This window comes from Palleronia caenipelagi, assembly GCF_007004065.1.
Lineage (GTDB): Bacteria > Pseudomonadota > Alphaproteobacteria > Rhodobacterales > Rhodobacteraceae > Palleronia > Palleronia caenipelagi.
Map to the genome: position 1 here is coordinate 1 of NZ_VFSV01000153.1, position 823 is coordinate 823.

Sequence of the window (823 nt, forward strand, 5' to 3'; positions counted from 1 at the left end):
AGCTTTCGCAGTATCCGTTCTCCCAAGGCGATCCAGGTTCGATGTAATTCGCAGTATCCGTTCTCCCAAGGCGATCCAGGTTCGATGTAAGCCGTTTTCGCGCCGACAGCTTTGATCCAGTCCTGTACGGCTTGAGCAACGAACTCCGGGCCGTTGTCAGACAGAATGAATGCTGGCACGCCGCGCAGGATGAACAGGTCGCTCAGCACATCGATGACGTTGCCTGAGTTCAACTTCCTGTCGACACGGATCGCCAGACATTCCCGGCTGTACGCGTCAATGATGTTGAGCGTACGGAACGCCTTCCCATCGTCCGTGCGGCAATGCACGAAGTCATATGACCAAACATGGTTTGGATGCTCAGGCCGCAACCGGACACACGATCCATCATTCAGCCAAAGCCGTCCTTTTCTTGGTTGTTTCATTGGCACCTTCAGCCCCTCTCGTCGCCACAGTCTTTCGACGCGCTTATCGTTCACATGCCAGCCAGCATCTCTGAGCATTGCTGCAATCCGACGATAGCCATACCGTCCATATTGCCGGGTTAGCTCGATCATATCCGCCACCAAGCGCTCTTCGTCTGGACGACCAATGGGTACCTTGCGCTGTGTCGATCGGTGTTGTCTGAGAACGCGTCAATGCAGGACGGCGACGAGCGGGGCTCAGAAGTTTCCCTTTGCGGCCTCCGCCAGGATCAGCTTGTCCAGGGTCAGATCCGAAACAGCCTTGCGCCAGGATCAGCTTGTCCAGGGTCAGATCCGAAACAGCCTTGCGCAGCCGCTCATTCTCTTTCTGAAGACGCTTTAGTTCCTTCAATTGGTCC

At 55.5% G+C, this 823-nt stretch carries 1 pseudogene; it reads right to left on the reverse strand.

Annotation, left to right across the window (positions count from 1 at the left end):
* Positions 1-823: pseudogene (locus tag FEV53_RS20400) on the reverse strand (IS3 family transposase); the annotation flags it as partial.